Here is a 15,262-nt window from a genome sequence, read left to right on the forward strand (position 1 = left end):
GCGCGCACTGCGTGACATTCGCGCGGCCATCTGCCCCTCACCGCCGCTGCCGGACCGATTGTCGAGAACAGCTTCGGATGAATGGACATGGTGCGGACTAATGATGAACAAGTTGCAAAGAGCTCTCACGCGGCTCGGCTTCATAGTCGATGCGGACGAAATGGCCAATGGGCGGATCGGCCCATCGACTCGGGCCGCGGTCCGACAGTTCCAGGCGGACCACGACCTGCCCGTGACCGGCCAGGCGAACAAGGCGACCGTCACCGCGATCGACGCGGCACTTGCTGAGATGGATGCCGCGGACCCGACACCCACCGACGCAGATGCACCCGCATCCAGTGCCCCGACCGGCGACCTCCCTCCGTCGAACCCGCCGACCGGCGAGCCTCTGCCGCCAGATTCGCTCGACACCTCCGCATTCAGCATCGAAGGGGAGGTCGTCAATCCGGACGGCTCGCCACTCCGCGGCCACATCATCCGCGCCTACGATCGGGCACTCTGCGATTGGCGCACGTTGGGAAGCGCCGAGACGACCGAGCGAACGGACGAGCAGGGCCGCTACCGCATCCGCTACGACCGCGCGCAGCTCAAGCAGTGGGGCAAGGAGCGCGCCGACCTCAAGGTCGAGGTGCATGACCCCAGCGACGACGCGAAGCTCGCCGAGTCACCGCTCATCCTCCAGGCGCTGCCGCACGAGGTCGTGAACTTCGCCATCGGCGAGGACCGCTTCCGCGGTCCGGACGAGTTCACTCGGGTCGGGGCAGCACTCGCTCCGATGCTGCGCGGTCACGACGATCTGCGCTGCCTCGAGGTCGCCGACGTGTTGATCCTCGCCCGGGAAGCAGAACTCGCCTCATCCAAGGTGGCTTACTTCGTCAAGGCGGCGCGGTGGTCGGCGGAGTACGACGCCCCGGCTGCGCTGTTCTACGGACTGATGCGGCGCGGCGAGCCGACCCGCATCGACGCGCTCCTCGCCCGGCCTCTGAAGCGGCTGCTGACCAGGCTCGAGGAAGCCACGTCGCGCAATATCGTCGACCTGCCCGTCACCGACGCGCTTCGCGACCGGCTCTCGCGCCTGCAGCAGGGCTACCTCTCCAACCCCGCTCATCCCTACGCGAAACTGCTGGGCACCACGAAGCTCACCGGCAAGCAGCGCGCCGCGTTCACTCAGAAGCTCACCGCCGGCAACCGGAGCAGGGACGATTTCTGGCAGGAGCTCGCAGATGGTGACGATTTCAGCGCCGCTGCCGTCGCCGATCTGCAAGCGGTCTACGAGATGCAGTCCCTGACCGGTGAGAACACCAGTCTGACCCTGCGCCTGCGGGCCGACCTGGCCGTCGGCGTGCCGCGAGAGGTGGCAACCTTCAGCGTCGCGAAGTGGCGCGATGATGTGCTGCGGGATGCGGCGGTCGCGATCCCCGACGAGGTGCTGCCGTCCGGCACCCCCGCGGCGCGTCGCGCGGCGTACGCGCAGATGCTCTACCGCGCGGCCGAGCTGCGCTACCCGACCCGATCCCTTGCCGGACAGCTCGCGCGCGACCCGCTGCAGGGCGAGGATTCGCTCCAGTTCTTCTTCACCGCGCACCCCGAGTTCGAGTTCCGGGACCAGCGAGTGCTGACCTTCCTTCGCGAACACCCCGAGACGCTGAACGGGCTTGCCGACACAGCGCGTGACGAGCTGCTCGGAGTCGAGCAGCTGTTCCATCTGGTGCCCGCTGAAGACAGGCTGGCGAACATCCGGCCGCTGTGGAACGCCGGCCTGCGCGCCGCGCCGCAAGTGGCGTACCTCGGTCGCAGCAACCTGATCCGCCGCGTCGGCGGCTCGCTCGATGTCAAGACTGCGCACGACATCTACCGCAAGGCGGTGCACGTCACTTCGCTCGCGCTCAACATCTACCTGCTTCATCACCCGCAGATGAACAGGCTGTCGACGACAGCCCTTCAGCTGCCGCAGGCGCCGACGGACGAAGCACTGGCGCGCGCGGCCGTCGCGATGCCGGAGTGGGAGGAGCTGTTCGGCTCACCCGATGCCTGCGCGACCTCGCCCTGCGACTCGGCGATCAGCCCGGCGGCGTATCTGGTGGACACTCTCGCCTACCTGGGCAGGGCGGTGGATGCCGACGGCAACAACGCGCTGGACGAGTTGCTGACTCGCCGGCCCGACCTTGGCACGCTGCGCTTGACCTGCGACAACACCGAAACGCTGGTGCCTCAGATCGACCTGGTGAACGAGATCCTGGAGGCCATCGTCTCCAGCGCCGACGGCGCAACCCTGTCGGGGTCGGCGATCGGAGAGACGGTCTGGGACGGCGATCTGCTCGCGGCGCAGCCGGAGCACCTTCGGCCGGAGGCGTACGACATCGTGCGGACGACGGCGTACCCCTTCACCCAGGCGCCCTTCGACCTCTGGGCCGAGGAGGGGCGCCGCTATCTCGCCCAGCTGGGTATCGCCCGGGACGAGCTGATGAGCGCGATGCCGCCTAAGCCCGGCGTGGGTGCGGTGCAGATCGCCACCGAGGCGCTGGGCATGAGCAGCATCGAGCGCGACCTGATCTGTCAGCCGAAGAAGCAGGCGAAGGACCTGGCGCCGAGCTGGGGAATCGACCTGGGGCGAGGCACGCTGCGGGCACAGCTCGGCTCGATCGAGACGCTGATCGCGCAGGCGGCTATCGACTACGACACAGTGCTGCGTCTGCTGAACACCCGTTTCGTCAATCCCGATCGGCTGATCTCGGTGAGCTTCGCAGGTGAGTCCTGCTCGCTGGATGCCGCGGTGCTTGCCGGTGAAGGCGGCGTCGCTCTCGCCGATGTGCCGTTCCGCGCCTTCCTCGACCGGCTGCACCGCTTCCTGCGCTTGCAACACCGGCTGGACTGCAGCGAGTACGACCTCGACGCGCTGATCCACGCGCTGGACGTCAGGGATTTCGACGCCCCGCTGTTCGTGCCGAAGGTCGCCGCCACCCAGGCGCTGCGCGACGCAGTGCGCCTCACGCTGCCGGAACTGAGTGCGTGGTGGGCAGATCTCGACACCTACCGGTTCGAGGACGATCTGCCCTCGCAGTACGAGGCGGTCTTCCTGGACGACGCACTGTTCCCCGCTGTGCACACCGGGACGGGGCCGGACCTGCGCGCGGTGTTCTCGCTCACGCCCGATCGCGCCGAGCTGGCGATCACAACGACGACCGACGCAAGCCTGAGCCCCTGGCTGGCCGAATCGGACGGCGCAGATCTGCCGGCCTACACGCTGCAGCCCGACTACGCCGCGTTCATCCAGAGCGCCACCCGTCTGACCGCCGGCGACGTGCTCCTGCTCGTGCGCGAGGTGCTGCCGAAAGACGGATCGTCCGGGCACGTCGCACTGAACCTCGCAAACGTCTCACTGCTGTACCGGATGGCCTCGCTCGCACAGTCGCTGGGAGTCACGGCGAACGATGTGCTGCAGCTCGTTGCGATCACGGATGTCGCGCCGCTCCGCACGGCGCTGATCTCTGCCGGTCCCATCGAGGCTCTGCGGTTCCACGACCGGTTCCAGGAGATCGAGGGAGGACGGCTGTCGGTCGAGGAGTTGGCCTACCTGCTGCTTCACGAGCCGGCATCCGTTGCTGCCCTCGCGCCGACGACGACGGATGTCGACGAATGGCTCGCCTCGGTCACCCCGGGTTTCGTGGGGATCCTCGCCGTCGACGACGACCGGATGACGGCGGAGCTGCGCGCGTCGGTGACGCAATCACTGGGAACGGCGTTGGGCGTCGACCCGGCAGTTCTCGACGCCCTGCTGTTCGAGCAGCGCACCGCGCTCGGCGACGCGCTTCTGGCGCACGTACTCATCGCTGCCAATGTCGGTGAAGCGGGTCTGCCGACCCCCGACCGGGACTTCGCCACGGTGTTCGGCCAGCTCCACGAGTTCGCGCTGGCATGGAGCGGATTGGCCCTCGATCCGAGCTTCCTGCCATTCGTGCTCACGGACGGTCCTGCCCTCGGGTGGTTCGACATCGCCGATCCGCCGATGACAGCTCGAACCGCAGCGGACTACGACGGATGGAGCCGCCTCACCACCGCGGCAGACCTGCAGGCATCGATCTTCACCGCCGAGCAGTCTGTCTTCGGCCTGATGCAGGATGCCGCGGCGGCAACGATCGATCCGGCCACCTTCATCCTGGACGACCTTCTCCTCCAGATCAGCGACTCGACGGGCTGGCCGCTCGGGGATGTGACCTATTTGGTCGGCCCGAGTGGCTTCAACCTCGACCTGCCCGCGGCATTGCGGGATGAGCAGGCCCTTTCGGGCCTGCAGCGCGTGTTCGCCCTGATTCAGAGCAGGGGGGTGAATGCCGAGCAGGCGCATTCCTGGACCATCCCCGAGCTGACCTTCGCCGAGACCCAATCGATCAAGCAGGTGCTCTCGCTGTGCTACCCGCCCGACAGCTGGCTCAGCGTCCTCGGATCGATTCAGGACGAGCTGCGCACGCTCAAGCGCGACGCCCTGCTCGGACACCTGCTCACAACGCTGGGCCTCGAAGACAGCGATGCGTTCTACCGGCACTATCTGATCGACCCGGATGGATCGGCGGTCGATCGCACCTCGCGCATCGTGCTCGCCCACTCGGCGGTGCAGCTGTTCGCGCAACGCATCCTTCTGAACCTGGAGGAGTTCTCGTTCGAGCGCCCGGACGCCGAGGCGTGGGCATGGCGGAAGAAGTACCGGGTGTGGGAGGCCGGGCGCAAGGTGTTCCTCTGGCCGGAGAACTGGCTGGAGCCCGAGCTTCGCGACAACAAGTCAGCGTTCTTCACCGAACTCGAGGATGCGTTGATGCAGGAAGATGTGACGACGGATGCCGCTGAGCGCATCTATCACGACTACCTGGTCAAGCTGGATCAGGTCAGCCGCCTGGACCTCCTGGGCATGTACGAGGACACCTGGTCGGTCAACGACGAGCAGGCGACGAATGTCCTGCACATCTTCGGTCGGACCAAGGACACCCCGGCCCTCTATTTCTACCGCCGTTGCGAGGATCAGACGCGGTGGACTCCATGGGAGCCGGTGCCGCTCGACATCCAGGGCGATCATCTGACCCCGATCGTCTACAACGGCCGGCTGCATCTCTTCTGGCCGACGTTCACGCTCACGCCGATCGAGCCCGATGTCGCCGAGTTGGACCAGGAGATCGCGGACCTTGCGGACCGCATCGGCGAGTGGAATGACGCCATCGATCAGACCAACAACCTCATCGACGAAAGTTCGGATCTGGTCGACGACCTGATGGAGGCCGTGTTGGCGGCCCAGCAGGTGCTGAGGGATGACCTGAAGGACGAGAAGGCCGCGAAGGTCGCGGAGCGGGCGGCGAAGATCGACGCCACCCCGGCGAACGTCGTCGAGATCGGCATGGCATGGAGCACATACTCCGACGGGAGATGGCTGCCCAAGCACGTGGCCGGCGACAACTCGTCGCCGATCGCCACCGACTTCCTGCCGAAGGACTTCTACTTCACCGGCTGGATCTCCAGCGAGAACCGGCTCTACCTTGCGGTGCGCGCCAAGCGCATGGTCGAACCCGATCTGGTCCTGCCCGACCAGGTGGCGAACGGGCAGATATTCGTCAAGACCACCGAGGGGTGGATTCCGCCGGAGGTCCCTCCCTCGGCTGTGGAAGAGGCCCTGGATGTCGGCTACTTCACCTTCGACGACTGCCAGTCCAGGTTGACGTTCGTCGTCGCCACTGCCATGTCGATGCCCTCCGGGATCCTCAACACCTTGCCCTCGTCGGCAACTGCCCGGAGCGCGCAGCTGATCGGTGGAGCGATCGAGGCCGAGATGCACCCGATCCTGATGGTGCCGTCGGGGATGGTCGATGTGCTGGAGTCCGAGCAGTCATTCGACTCGAGGAAGCTCACGGGAGCCGATCTGTCCTTCGAACTCGGTTCGCATGATCCCGCGGACGTTCGGATGCTGCTCGCCTCGGTCGACGCCGATGACGCCAAGGTCCTCTACACGCACCAAGCCGGGGGTGCGGGCAATGAGCTGTCGCCGTTCTTCTACACGGACCAACGGCGCTGCTACTTCATCCGGCCGCTCCCCGATGTGTGGGTGAGCCGCGACCTCGACATCTTCACCAGCACAGCGCAGCGACGATCCCGCACTGCGGGAAGGATGGCCCAGCTCTCGGCGCCTGCCGGGCTTGCGACCGACACCCACTACCAGGGCACGAGCGACATCCAGATCATCGACCGGGGCATCGTCGCGACCGAAGCGGGTGCGCTCGACACGGGTCTGATCGACGTCATCCTGGATGATCAGCAGATCCCCGTGGATGTGGTGGGGACGGAGATGACGCTCACCGGGTTCCGCTACGAGTTCACCCGATTCCACCATCCGCATACCTGCCTCTTCCTCAAGCAGGAGTCTCGGTACGGCGTCGAGGGACTGCTCAATCCGGATCCATCGTTGGGCGGCGACTCCGCGGATCTCTACCGGCAGGCGATGCCGTCCGTCTCGTTCGACTTCTCGAGCGAGTACGCGCCGAACCCCGATTGGGTGCTCGGCAATTTCGACTCGGAACAGCTCGCCGACCAGATCGACTTCGACCACTGGTCGCCGTACGGCGGATTCAACTGGGAGGTCTTCTTCCACATCCCCGTGCTGATCGCGACACGGCTGATGCAGAATCAGCGCTTCGCGGATGCCCGGCGCTGGTTCCATTACATCTTCGACCCGACCACCGCCAGCGACGGCGCCGGGCCTGAGCGGTTCTGGAAGATCAAGCCGTTCTATGAGGAACAGCGCGACGGAGCGCTCGGATCATTGGCCGAGCTGCTGACCGAAGGGAGCTCCGCATACGAGCAACAGGTCGAGGACTGGGAACGCGACCCGTTCCGTCCGGACGTGATCGCCAGAATACGGATGTCGGCATATATGCAATCCGTCGTCATGCGCTACCTGACCTGCCTCATCCAGGAGGCCGACACCCTGTTCCAGCGCGACACCCGCGAAGACATCGACGAGGCGCGGCTGCTGTACCTGCTCGCAGCCGAGATCCTCGGCGACCGGCCGACACTGCTTCCGGCGCAGGACCCGCCGGCGACAACGCCGAACCTGCTGCTCCAGCGATTCCAGAGTTGGTGGGAGGGGACACCGGGATTCGTCGACCCGCTGGACCTGCTGACCTCCTACATTCCGACGAGCAGGTCAGGCGCGCCCACTACTCGTTCGAGTGCCAGGACCTTCTCCGGCGGGAGCATCCTCGACACGACGATCCAGGACACCGGCGGGCTGCCCAGATCCACCACGACATCGGGGACACCCGCGCAGGGCGCCACGAGCAGCATCGACACTCTGCTGCTGTTCGGCATCCCGTACAACGACAAGCTCTACGGGTTCTGGGACACAGTGGCCGACCGGCTGTTCAAGATCCGCCACAGCATGAACCTGTCGGGCGTGCTGCGGCAGCTCGCTCTCTTCGCGCCCCCGATCGATCCCGCGCTGCTCGTGCGGGCCAGCGCCGCGGGGCTCAGCATCGAGTCCATCCTCAGCGGTCTGTTCGCACCGCGCTCCACCTATCGCTTCAGCTTCCTGCTGCAGAAGGCGCTCGAGCTGTCTGGCGAGGCGCGCGGCTTCGGAGGAGCGGTGCTGGCGGCGCTGAAGGATCAGGACGCCGAGCAGATCGCGGTGCTGCGGAGCACGCACGAGATCGCCCTGCTGGAGTCCATCCGCGCGCTCAAGGGCATGAGCGTCGACGAGACGGAGGCCTCGCTGGCCGGCTTGGTGAAGAGCCGGGAGTCGGCCGAGCTGCGGGCGAACTACTACGCGAGTCTCGAGAAGGTCAGCAGCGGTGAGCAGGAGAGCCTGGACAAGCTGAAGGGGAGCATGCACTGGCAGGAGGGGGCACAGGGTGTCGAAGTCCTCGGGGCAGGCGTGAGCCTGGTTCCGACAGCGACCTCGACGGGACCACAGTTAGGCGGACTGCATTTCGGCGCGGCCTCGCAGGCGATCGCGGGATCCCTCAGGGCGGTGTCCGCAGTCCTGGCGTACGAGGCGAACAAGGCCGGCACCATGGCCGGCTACGAACGTCGCTCGCAGGACTGGGCGTTGCAGGTCGACCTCGCCAAGAAGGAGATCGAGCAGCTCGACAAGCAGATCATCGCCGCCGAGATCCGCGCGCAGATCGCCGAGGCGGACCTCGCCAATCACGAGCAGCAGATCGCCCAGGCGAAGGAGGTCGAGGAGTTCCTCAAGACCAAGTTCACCAACCAGCAGCTGTACAGCTACATGATCTCCAAGCTGGCGTCCGTGCACTTCCAGGCGTACCAGCTGGCCTACCAGCTCGCACTTCAGGCACAGTCGGCGTTCTATCGCGAGCTGGGTCCCAACGAGCAGAGCATGCCGCCCTTCATCAAGCCCGACAACTGGGACAGTCTCAGGAACGGACTGCTGGCGGGCGAGCTGCTCACGCAGCAGCTGCGGCAGATGGAAGCGGCGCACCTGACCGCGAACCAGCGCGAACTCGAGATCACCAAGCATGTGTCGCTGGCTCAACTCGATCCGTCGGCGCTGCTGGAACTGCGAGCGACCGGCTTCTGCGAGTTCCACATACCCGAAGCGCTCTTCGCCATGGACTTCACGGGCCACTATTACCGCCGGCTCAAGGCGGTTCAGATCACCATCCCCTGCATCATCGGACCGTACGCGAATGTCAGCGCGACACTGAGCCTGACCGGCAGCTGGACGCGGTCCGACACCGACCTTGCGGATCCGGATCAGCCCCTGCAGGACACCGTAACCGCGCCGCAGGTGGCGATCGCGACGAGCAGCGCCAACCGCGACAGCGGGGCCTTCGAACTCAACTTCAACGACCCGCGCTACCTCCCGTTCGAGGGTGCCGGCGCGATCAGCAGCTGGAGTCTGGAGCTGCCTTCGGCCATCCGCCCATTCGACTACGAGACGATCTCCGACGTCGTCATGCACGTGAGCTACACCGCACGCGATGCCGGCGACCTCGCGTTCAAGTCCAGCGTCAACAGCACCCTGGTGGCCGAACTGAACGCGCTCCGGCCGCGACGACTGTTCAGCGTGCGACACGATTTTCCGGATGCCTGGCACCAGCTGGTCACCACGGCAGGCGAGTCGGCACGAACCGGCACGCTGGAGCTGAGCAAGGCCTACTTTCCGGCGTTCCTCGACTACGAGTGGCAGACCGTGGATGGAGCCGTCCAGCCGCGACCTATCGCGCTGGCGATAACCGGGCTCACCGGCTACCTGAGTCCGCACGGCGCGGCGCCGACGGATCCGGTCCAGCTCAACGGCCGGCCGTCGTCAGGTGTGGAGATGGGGATGCCGGTCTTCGACCTGACGAGCGCATTGTCGGGGACGAGCATCACAGACGACACCGTCGTCACGTGTGAGCTGACCACGGATGACGTCCTCCGCGCGGAGGACTGGGACGACCTCTACCTCCTGATGGAGATGGACTACGACGTCCGCTGATGCGCTCCTGTTCATCAGCTACGATCTCTCCGTCGTGCTCGCCGACCCGCAGCATCCGTATACGCAGCGTCTGCTCGCTTCCGTGTCCGAGCCGCTCAACCGCTGACGCAGTCGATCGCGGCCCCCCTTTCAGGCGTGGTGCGGGCGCCCTATCTTGGGTGTCAGCGTCTGGCGCAGCACTTGACGCGAGCCCCACCACATCGAGTCGCCTTCGGCGACGCCATTGAAGGGAATACGAATGCCAGAAAGCAAGCCCACGATCGTCCTCGTCCACGGTGCATGGGCGGACGCATCCAGCTGGAATGCCGTGAGCGTACCGCTGCAAGCTCAGGGATACACCGTCCTCGCGCCGCCGAACGAGCTTCGTGGACTGACGTCCGATGCTGCATACATCGCGTCGTTCCTCGCCCAGCGCACGACTGGGCCAGTGGTGCTCGTCGGGCACTCGTATGGCGGAGCCGTCATCACCAACGCCGCCGCACAGGGGGGTGACGTGAAGGCGCTCGTCTACGTCGACGCGTTCATTCCGGATGAGGGTGAGACCGTCGTGAGCATTCTCGAAGGCTCGGGGTCGGCGCTCGCTGTGGCCGATCCGACGACAGTGCTCGATGTGGCGGGCTACCCGGGAGCTCCTGAGGGCGCGGCCGAGGCCTTCCTCAAGCCCGAGACGGTGCACACCGCGTTCGCTCAAGACCTGCCCGAAGCGGACCGATGGACGATCGTCGCCACACAGCGGCCTGCCTCCTTCGTCGCGAACGTCACCCCGTCAGGTCCGCCCGCGTGGAAGACGATCCCGAGTTGGGCCGTCCTGGGCACCGACGACCGCGTCATCCCGATCGCGACGCAGCGCAGCATGGCGGAGCGCGCGCAGGCGACGATCACAGAAGTCGATGCGTCGCATGTGTCGATGGTGTCCAAGCCCGAGGCGACGCTCGCCGCGATCCAGGCCGCGGTCGAGGCGGTGAGCTGATGGAGAGCCCCGTCGAGAGCCTGTCGGCATCCGCCCCCTCGTGGGGCGCCAAGATGGCTTTCGGCGAGGCCGTCACAGTGGGCGGGCGGGAAGTCATACCGGCAGCCCTGGTCATCTTCGGTTTCGGTGGGGGTGGAGGCTCCGGCAAGTGGCCCGGCGCCGGGTCCGTTCCGCAGGGTGAAGGCGAGGGCAGCGGCGGGGGTGGGGGCGGCTATGTCCTGCCGATCGGCGCGTACGTGGGTGGTCCGAACGGACTGAGGTTCCGGCCGAACCTGGTGGCCCTGACGATCGTCAGCGTTCCGCTCGTGTCCGCCGCAGGCTGGGCCATCGCCCGGATCGTCACCGCCGTGAAGTCAGGTCGCGCCATGACCTGATGCCACCCGCACAGCGGCGTCGAGTGCCATCATGAATCTGGCGGCCCGCGCGGAACATTCGGGCAGATGCCCGGGCGACGGGGCGGGCCAGCCGAGAGGCAGTGCAGCCATGGGCCTTGGTCGCGTTCTTTCGGCTGTCTGCGTGGGCAGCCTCTTGGTCCTCACGGGATGCGGGCAGGGTGCCACTGATGATGCGCCGTCGGACGGTGCCCGAAGCCCTACAGCATCGGCGGGCGGGACGGCCGCACCGGTGTCCGGGGACCCGACTCTGACCTGCACTCTCCTGTTCTCCCGCTTCGACGAGGCCTCCCACACATTCGTGAGCACTCACATCTCGCGGGCCGACGGAACCGACGAGCGCGAGATCGATATGCCCGGCGATGAGGGCGGCGGCCGATGGTCGCGGTCGGGGGACTACATCGCTGTCACGACCGTGCTGGACGACGGTCGGATCGGGACCGCGATCATCACCCCCGATGGCGCTGTCGATCGCGTCTTCGACATCCCCGACGACACCCTCAACCTGGCGTGCACCGTGTGGTCTCCTGACGACCAGCGTTTGGCATGTGAAGGGTGGGACGAGGGGGACGCATCGCGAAACGGCATCTACACGGTCCGCTCCTCCGATGGCGGCGACGCGCTGCGTCTGACCGAGACTCCCGCCAACCTGGCGGACTTCGTCGGCGACTACTCTCCCGACGGCACGGCGTTCCTGTTCAAGCGCACCACCGAGGAGGATCCCGCACCGCTGATGCGGGTGTCGACGGCCGGCGGCGAGGCGACAGTTCTTTCGGACCTCGAGGTGGAGGATCCCGGTCGGTACTCGCCAGATGGCGAGACGGTCCTGACCTCTGCCGGTGGGCGCATCGTCTTGCTGGATACCACCGGGAACGAGGTCGGCGAGATCGTCGAGCCGGGCACGTACCTCTTCGGCCCGGTGTGGTCGCCAGATGGTGACCACATCGCCTACTCCGGCACGCCCGCCGGAGCTTTTCGGGCGGACATCTTCACTTCCCGGCCGGACGGCACCGATCGTCGCCGAGTGACCTCGACACCCGACAACGAGATTCGCGTCGAATGGGGCCGAACCACGGCGTAGCGTGGCCGGAGTGAGACACGGAATCGTCATTCTGCCGCAGGAGGATTGGCCGGCCGCTGCGCGTCGCTGGCGCACAGCTGACGAACTGGGTTTCGATCACGCGTGGACGTACGACCATCTGTCCTGGCGGAGTCTCGCCGATCAGCGGTGGCACGCGACGATTCCCACCCTGACGGCTGCCGCGACAGTCACCGGCCGGATCGGACTCGGGCTGTTCGTCGCCAGCCCGAACTTCCGGCATCCGGTGCCGTTCGCCAAGGAGCTCGCCACGCTCGACGACATCTCCGGTGGGCGCCTCGTGGTCGGCGTCGGGTCCGGAGGCACCGGGTTCGATGCGTATGTCCTCGGGCAGCGCGAGCTCACGCCACGGCAGCGGCACGAGCGGTTCATCGAGTTCGTCGAGGCTCTGGATGTGCTGCTGCGATTCGAACCTCCGGGGTCTGGCGGCATCTCGTTCGCCGGTGACTGGTTCACCGCGCACAACGCTCGGATGGTGGGCACGCCCTCGCGTCAGCCGCGCATGCCCCTGGTGATCGCGGGCAACGGCCCGAAGACCATCCGCTACGCCGCCACCTACGGTGACGGATGGGTGACCACCGGGGGAGATGAGACGGATAGAGAGCAGTGGTGGGCAGGTGTGGCCGCGGTGGCCCGCCGATTCGACGACGAGTACGCGGCGTCTGGTCGTCGGAATGAGGTTGCCCGAGTCGTGTCGATCGACACCGAGTCTCTTTACTCATTGAGCAGCGTGGGTGCGTACGAGGATGCCGTCAGCCGTGCAGAGTCGCTGGGGTTCACGGATGTCGTCGCCCACTGGCCGCGACAGGACGGGCCTTACGCGGGAGACGAGGCCGTGCTCGAAGACGTCGCCGCCATGCTCGGCCGCTCGGCCTGAACGGAGTGTGATCCCGTACCCGTTGCCGCGTCTCACGCGGCGGGCTACGGTGAACAGATCGACCCTCGCCACCCACTCTTGGGGGGTCTCATGGTCACCGTCACGCACCGTTCCGCACGTGCTCGTGCAATCATCGCTCTCGGCGCGACGATCGCGGTCGCATCCGTCGCGGTCGCAGCCCCGGCATCCGGAGCGCCATCCGTCGCCGCGAGCGTTGTGGTCGCAGCGGGGCGCCCGGCGCCACCGGCGCCATCCACCTCGACGGGCTACGGCGGCGCCGTGTCATCCGTCGACGCCGAAGCGAGCGCCATCGGACTCGCAGTGCTGCGCACGGGCGGCAACGCCGTCGACGCGGCCGTGGCGGCCGCTGCCGCACTCGGAGTGACGGAGCCATACAGCTCGGGAATCGGCGGCGGCGGGTACTTCGTGTACTTCGATGCCGCCACCGGGGAGGTGACCACCATCGACGGGCGCGAAACGGCCCCGGCCGACATGCCGACCACAGCGTTCGTCGATCTCGCCACAGGGCAGCCGTATGTCTTCGCCAACGCCGTGTCGTCCGGGCTCTCGGTCGGCGTGCCGGGCACGCTCGCCACGTGGCAGACCGCGCTCGACCGATACGGCACCAGGTCGCTGCGGCAGACGCTGGCGCCATCGATCGTGCTCGCCACCCGTGGCTTCAAGGTCGATGCCACGTTCGCGCAGCAGACGGCGGACAACCAGTCGCGGTTCGCGGCGTTCCCGGCCACGGCGAAGCTGTTCCTGCCCAAGGGTGCGCCGCCGGTGGTGGGAACGACCTTCCGCAACCTCGACCTCGCGAAGACCTACCTCAGGATCGCGTTGCGCGGCACCGACGCGTTCTACCAGGGCGCGATCGCGGACGAGATCGCTGCGCTCGTGCAGCATCCGGTGACGACACCGGGTGCGACGCTTCCGGCATACAGCGGCTATATGACAGCCGACGACATCGCCGGCTACAGGGTGCTCGAGCAGGATGCCACGCACATCGACTACCGCGGGCTCGACATCTACGGCATGGCGCCGTCGTCGTCGGGCGGTACGACGGTGGGGGAGTCGCTGAACATCCTGGAGAACTTCGACCTCTCATCTGCGAGCGCCGCACAGAGTCTGCATCTCTACTTCGAGGCGACCGCGCACGCGTTCGCCGACCGCAATGCATACGTCGGCGATCCGGCGTTCGTGGACGTGCCGACCGAGACGCTGCTCAGCCAGGACTTCGCCGATGCTCGCGCCTGCGTGATCGACCCGGATGCGGCATCCCCGAAGCCCGTCCCTCCCGCATCGCTCGATGCGGCGGGCTGCACCTCGGTCCCCGCTGCCGAGCACGCCGACACCGAGAACCTCTCGACCACCCACCTCTCGGTCGTCGACAGGTGGGGCAATGCGGTCGCGTACACCCTCACCATCGAGCAGACCGGTGGATCCGGGATGACGGTGCCGGGCCGCGGATTCCTGCTCAACAACGAGCTGACCGATTTCAGCTTCACACCGACTACGCCGAAGGATCCGAACACGGTCGAGCCGGGCAAGCGCCCGCGCTCATCGATGTCGCCCACGATCGTGCTGGACGACGGCGACGTCCGCTATGTCGTCGGCTCGCCCGGCGGGTCGATGATCATCACCACCGTGACGCAGGTGCTGATGAACCGCATCGATCTCGGAATGGCGTTGCCGGAGGCCGTGGCGGCGCCCCGCGCATCGCAGCGGAATTCGGCTGCGGTCGCGGCCGAGCAGGGCTTCCGCACGGCATACGAAGCGCAGCTCTCGCCCTTCGGGCACCAGTTCGCGACTTCGGCCGAGATCGGCGCGGTTGCCGCGATCGAGGTGGGCGCCGGCGGCTTGATGACGGCCGTGGCCGAGCCCGTACGCAGGGGTGGCGGCACCGCTCTGGTGGTCAAGCCGACGAAGTGAGTCAGGGCGCTCGCGACGATCTTCGCGCTGCGCCCCGTTTCGTCACGGGGAAATGCGTGCTCCACCCCCTGCGTTGTCGCGGACATGACAGATGAAGAACTGATGGCGGTGCTCGAGTCCTCCTCAACCGTGGCGATCGTGGGTCTCTCCACTGATCCTGCGAAGGCATCCAGCGGGGTCGCCAAGATCCTCATCCGTGCCGGCTACGACGTCATTCCCGTGCATCCCACTGCCGATGTGATCCTGGGCAGGAAGGCATATCCTTCGCTCGCCGACATCCCGGTGCCCATCGACATCGTGGACGTCTTCCGGCCCGCGGCGGAAGCGGCGGGGATCGCGCAGCAGGCGGCCTCCGTGGGCGCCAGGACTCTGTGGCTTCAACTCGGAATCGTCTCGGATGACGCCCAGGCGGTCGCCGCGGATGCCGGGCTGGTCTATCTCGAGGACTTGTGCATCGGCGAGACGACCAAGCGGCTCGGCAACCGACCGGCCGCCGCGGCGGCCTGACCGGCCG

Annotated in this window: 7 protein-coding genes; all 7 read left to right on the forward strand. The window is 66.9% G+C overall.

The window, feature by feature from the left end:
- The first annotated feature begins 103 nt into the window (after window positions 1-103).
- The 7 genes from ABD188_RS05980 to ABD188_RS06010 all read left to right on the forward strand — a co-directional run bounded on the left by ABD188_RS05980 (window position 104) and on the right by ABD188_RS06010 (window position 15,255).
- Window positions 104-9,478 (forward strand): Tc toxin subunit A-related protein, encoded by a 9,375-nt coding sequence (locus tag ABD188_RS05980; RefSeq protein ID WP_344059485.1) that lies wholly within the window; start codon window positions 104-106, stop codon window positions 9,476-9,478.
- Window positions 9,479-9,716: 238 nt separating this feature from the next.
- Window positions 9,717-10,448, forward strand: a complete 732-nt coding sequence (locus ABD188_RS05985; RefSeq protein ID WP_344059487.1) for an alpha/beta fold hydrolase — start codon at window positions 9,717-9,719, stop codon at window positions 10,446-10,448.
- Complete coding sequence (locus ABD188_RS05990) at window positions 10,448-10,822, forward strand: hypothetical protein (RefSeq protein ID WP_344059489.1); 375 nt, start codon at window positions 10,448-10,450, stop codon at window positions 10,820-10,822. Before ABD188_RS05985 ends, ABD188_RS05990 begins: the two co-directional genes overlap by 1 nt.
- Window positions 10,823-11,141: 319 nt before the next feature.
- On the forward strand, window positions 11,142-11,921 hold the full coding sequence (locus ABD188_RS05995) for a TolB family protein (RefSeq protein WP_344059491.1): 780 nt from the start codon (window positions 11,142-11,144) through the stop codon (window positions 11,919-11,921).
- A 10-nt stretch (window positions 11,922-11,931) separates the two neighbouring features.
- Entirely contained in the window at window positions 11,932-12,816 is an 885-nt protein-coding gene (locus tag ABD188_RS06000) for an LLM class flavin-dependent oxidoreductase (protein ID WP_344059493.1), read from the forward strand.
- Between the two features lie 90 nt (window positions 12,817-12,906).
- Entirely contained in the window at window positions 12,907-14,748 is a 1,842-nt protein-coding gene (gene ggt, locus ABD188_RS06005; RefSeq protein ID WP_344059495.1) for a gamma-glutamyltransferase, read from the forward strand.
- Between the two features lie 84 nt (window positions 14,749-14,832).
- Window positions 14,833-15,255, forward strand: coding sequence for a CoA-binding protein (locus ABD188_RS06010; RefSeq protein WP_344059497.1), 423 nt, complete (start codon window positions 14,833-14,835; stop codon window positions 15,253-15,255).
- The last annotated feature ends 7 nt before the right edge of the window (window positions 15,256-15,262 follow it).

This window comes from Microbacterium pumilum (genome assembly GCF_039530225.1).
Taxonomy (GTDB): domain Bacteria; phylum Actinomycetota; class Actinomycetes; order Actinomycetales; family Microbacteriaceae; genus Microbacterium; species Microbacterium pumilum.

What these genes read in the sequence shown, in the direction of transcription:
- ABD188_RS05980 (WP_344059485.1), top strand. Translation starts at nt 104, where the DNA reads ATGAACAAGTTGCAAAGAGCTCTCACGCGGCTCGGCTTCATAGTCGAT.
- ABD188_RS05985 (WP_344059487.1), top strand. Translation starts at nt 9,717, where the DNA reads ATGCCAGAAAGCAAGCCCACGATCGTCCTCGTCCACGGTGCATGGGCG.
- ABD188_RS05990 (WP_344059489.1), top strand. Translation starts at nt 10,448, where the DNA reads ATGGAGAGCCCCGTCGAGAGCCTGTCGGCATCCGCCCCCTCGTGGGGC.
- ggt (WP_344059495.1), top strand. Translation starts at nt 12,907, where the DNA reads ATGGTCACCGTCACGCACCGTTCCGCACGTGCTCGTGCAATCATCGCT.
- ABD188_RS06010 (WP_344059497.1), top strand. Translation starts at nt 14,833, where the DNA reads ATGACAGATGAAGAACTGATGGCGGTGCTCGAGTCCTCCTCAACCGTG.